This is a genomic window from Flavobacteriales bacterium, assembly GCA_013214975.1.
Lineage (GTDB): Bacteria > Bacteroidota > Bacteroidia > DT-38 > DT-38 > DT-38.
The window spans coordinates 1-3893 of the sequence record JABSPR010000178.1 but is presented as its reverse complement, the minus strand read 5'-3'; the positions used below and the strand labels follow the sequence as shown (position 1 = coordinate 3893).

Below are 3893 nucleotides of genomic sequence, written 5' to 3'. Positions count from 1 at the left end.
CAAATATTGCATTCAGGCAGGCAGCTAAAAACTTTATGCTTGAAAATAAACATATTGACATTAATTTAAGAAAACGAAAAGGGTTTAAGTGTAACCCTATTTATAAGGACGTTTATACGATTAATGGCTAGGGTGCACAACAGAGTTGTCAGACCCAAAGAAAATTAAAAAGTTTGGAGAGAAAGTAAAAGTAGGCCAGGAGTCTAAAATCAAATCAAAAGGGGATAGCTTTTTTAGAAAAAGTCGCAAGTTTGGTGCAAAGATGCACGCAGGAGAATATAAAGATCGTACTAAAGGATTTTATAGTACAGCAAAGCCCGGTTCTATTATTAAAGGACAAAAGTCGGGACATATAGGACCAAGGCCTAAAAGATGGGGTGTGCCAAAGGTTAATTTAACAAAAATATACCCAGGAAAGCCAGGAATATTTAGCAGCGTATTTGGTAAAGCCAAGGGTTTAGCAGGAGGGACAATTAGTAAATCATTAGGTGTGCTCAAGTTTCTAACTATAGGGATGATTGGAGCCCATGTTGTACAAGGTGAATATCTCGAGGCAGGTGAAGTTGCAGGACGAGATTTTGTAACTATTGGAAAAGCTGGTGGTGTTGCAGCTGGTATAGTTGAGGAAAATAGAATAATAAGCGTACGTGAAAATGCTGAAAAGGTAGAACGTGGTAGAAGTGTAAATAAGGCAACTGATTATTATAAAAGGTTTGAATAGAAAGAATTAAGCCATTATATAAATGGCTTGACTATTATGACAGGAAATAATTATGGACGAAGAAATATTCTGGGATTTAATAGAAGAAAGTTTACAAAGTGTAAACAATGTTGAGGAGAAAGATGCTCAATTAGACCATTTAATCGAAAATCTAGAAAAACTCTCCAAAGACAGCATTCTAGAATTTCAAAGAATAATGTACCAAAAATTTCATGCCCTTTACAGTTGGGATTTATATGCGGCACATAGCTTATTATTTGGGACAAGCAGTGATGACAACTTTCAGGACTTCAGAGCTTGGATTATATCATGCGGCAAGAAGTATTACCAAGCAGCTTTATCTGATCCAGAATTGCTATCTGGTTTACTTGATCAAGGTGAATACCCAGTGTTTGAGGGTTTTCAAAAAGCAGGGTGGCGTACGTTTACTATTTTAGATATAACAAGAAATGATGATGACTGGAGAAAAATGCCACCCTCCCCAAAGGAGCTTTCAAACAAGAAAAGTTGGGAAGTTGAGCATTTGGAGGACATCAGTTTTTTGGCAAATAAATTTCCTATTTTAGCTCAATATGATATATAATTATTGGCGCATGAGAGCAAGAAAACACATCTCATTGTTCTCTTGATTTTTTACTCTTCTGGTATTCTTCCCAAAATTCTTCTGCATCCTTCCCATTTATCTTAGTCAACGTTTTAATTGACCTTAGGAATTCAATATCGTTTACAGATATAGGTAAATGCAGTACTTTTATAGGCAACTCCTTGAGTACACTGATATCTTGAATATAGCACCCATCTAAATGAAGGTTCGTCAAAGGCAGCGACTTAAGTATTGAGATATCGCTTACATTTGTATAATACAAATCAAGGACAGTTAAAGGCATCCCCTGCAATGCCGTAAGATTGCTGACCTGTGTGTCTTTCAACGATAAAAAGACTATAGGGAAGCCCTTCAATGCATTAATATTTTTTAGTTTAGGGATTGGCAATTTGACTATATAAAGGTTCTCTTCATAATAGTATTTGTAATGAATATTATCCCAGTTCTCTACTTGAGGGTTATCCTTTTTAAGTTGTTGAATAGACAATTTAATTTTTGCTTTCTCGTATCCTTCCCAAAACGTTTTCACATCCTTTCCATCAACCTTTACCAGTGTTTTAATGGATTTTAGGAATTCAATATCTCTTGCTCCCTTTGGCAACATCAGCCACTCAAGTGGCATTCCTCTTAGGCTGCTTATATCGACAACTGGAGTACCGCCTAAATTTAAACTTGTTAATGGCATCCCCTTGAGCGGGCTAATATCATTCACCATTGTATCACAGAGTATCAAATCATCTAATTGCATCCCTTTGAGCGCACTGATATCACTTACTTGTGTCCAAGAAAGATTAAGCCATTCAAGAGACATCCCTTTAAGCGCACTGATATCACTTACAGTATTTTCGTCATCCATCTCATTTTGCAGCTCAATAAATTTAAATGATAAGCCCTTAAGTGCACTGATATCCCTTAATTCACCATCTGATGAAAAACCGACTATCCTATTGAGAAAAAGGGACTTATGCCACTTAACCGAATTTATCTCAGAGAGTTCAAGGTTGTCATAGAAGTCATCCTCTACCCACCATACTATTGAAACACTATCCCAGCCTTGCATATATTGGTTGTCTTTCTTTAGCTGTGTAAGAGCGGAATGCAGTTTAATTGCACGGTGAGACATAAATATAATTGGAGATGCAAGGACCATGAAAATAACGGCAGTAATGTACCAGTATTTTTTTGCCCTCTTTAATATGCTATGCATTAAATCAGCGGTGCGGACCATTAGTCCAGGTGAAGTTAATTCAGTCATAAGTACATCAGTTAATTGTTCATAAGGTGGCTAACTATACCGTGCCTATTGCCAAGTTGCAATCAACATTCATCCCTGACTTCACCCGTTGAAATCCCTCCAGCCCCTGATAGGTTTCTTGGATGGATAAGGAAAAGGTTCAACTAATAGTAGACATAGCCACGCCGTTGGGTAGAAATAGACAGACCCATTTAGGAGGCATTGGAACTGGATTCATACAAAAAGGCCAATTAGGCAGTTGTGATGATTGCTTAGTAAGAGTTGTCAGTACAGCGAGTATCAGAACAGCTGGTTGCAATGAGCCATCAGATAGGGAAAGCATGCTAGTAGAAATAATAGAAGGTAATGCAGAAGACTTCATTGGAAAAACATTTACTTTCTCTTAGCTTGGCAAACCTTTTTCTGCCTTTTTTACTTTTCCAAAGGTCATCATATCATAGAAACCAATACCTCCTCCTAAACCAATACATATAATACCTAGAAAAATCGCAGGGTCCAAAAAGCCGTCCAAAACAGTATCTAATACATACCTTCATGAACTCTATTCTACTGATAATATTTCCACAGTCAGGACATGTAGGTCTAGTAAAGAAAGAACGCTTCGGCAAGTTATCATTGGTGATGGTATCTACACCTTCCTTTATCATCTGAAGATATTCTGTCTTACACTCAGCGCAGACTTCAGCCCCATCGAATGAGATGAGGTCACCTTCAGGGAAGTCTTCTTTGCACTGTACGCATGTAGCCATTGTCTAAAATATATCTATACAGAAGAGAATACAAGAATCGGGGTGGGTGATTAATTTGCCACCCCCCTAAACCATGCTTCCTTCAATAAACCACGAAGGAGATCAACATGGAAATAGCAGCCTACTTACGAGTATCAACAGCTGACCAACAAACAGCCAATCAGCTACTAGCAATCACGAAGCATTGTGAAGCTCAAGGAATGACCTTAGGAAAGATTTACCAAGACCAAGGAATTTCAGGAGCAAAGCATAGCAGACCCGCACTGGATGAGCTAAAAGCAGATATCGAATCAGGTAAGGTAAAAGGCTTAATCGTTTATCGTCTAGACCGCTTAGCACGTAGCACGAGTCACCTTATTGAAATGCTAGAGATACTGAAGGACAAAGAGATCAAGTTCATCAGTGACTGGTCCATACAAGATATTGCCTGATACGATTCTTAGCTCCAGCCTTGCATTCAAAGTTATCCTCATAAAATTTGAAGAGAAATATTAACTTTGAAAAGAAGGAGAAAAGCAGTGTTGAAACGGCAATTCCAACACTGCACATAAGTTATGAAAACTT

The 3893-nt window shown here is 37.9% G+C and carries 5 protein-coding genes; 4 read left to right on the top strand and 1 reads right to left on the bottom strand.

Features of this window, described 5'->3' with window-relative positions; all coding sequences use genetic code 11:
* Positions 1-145 precede the first annotated feature (145 nt).
* A complete protein-coding gene (locus HRT72_06195) occupies positions 146-721 on the top strand; it encodes a hypothetical protein (GenBank protein ID NQY67298.1) in 576 nt (191 codons plus the stop codon).
* Between the two features lie 52 nt (positions 722-773).
* Positions 774-1304: a DUF4240 domain-containing protein gene (locus HRT72_06190; GenBank protein NQY67297.1), complete on the top strand. Its 531-nt coding sequence runs from the start codon at positions 774-776 to the stop codon at positions 1302-1304.
* A 31-nt stretch (positions 1305-1335) separates the two neighbouring features.
* Here the strand turns inward: HRT72_06190 and HRT72_06185 are convergent, their stop codons facing one another.
* On the bottom strand, positions 1336-2580 hold the full coding sequence (locus HRT72_06185) for a hypothetical protein (protein NQY67296.1): 1245 nt from the start codon (positions 2578-2580) through the stop codon (positions 1336-1338).
* A 122-nt stretch (positions 2581-2702) separates the two neighbouring features.
* Between HRT72_06185 and HRT72_06180 the strand changes: the two genes are divergently transcribed.
* On the top strand, positions 2703-2966 hold the full coding sequence (locus tag HRT72_06180; protein ID NQY67295.1) for a hypothetical protein: 264 nt from the start codon (positions 2703-2705) through the stop codon (positions 2964-2966).
* Positions 2967-3436: 470 nt separating this feature from the next.
* Entirely contained in the window at positions 3437-3760 is a 324-nt protein-coding gene (locus tag HRT72_06175) for a recombinase family protein (GenBank protein NQY67294.1), read from the top strand.
* Positions 3761-3893: the final 133 nt, after the last annotated feature.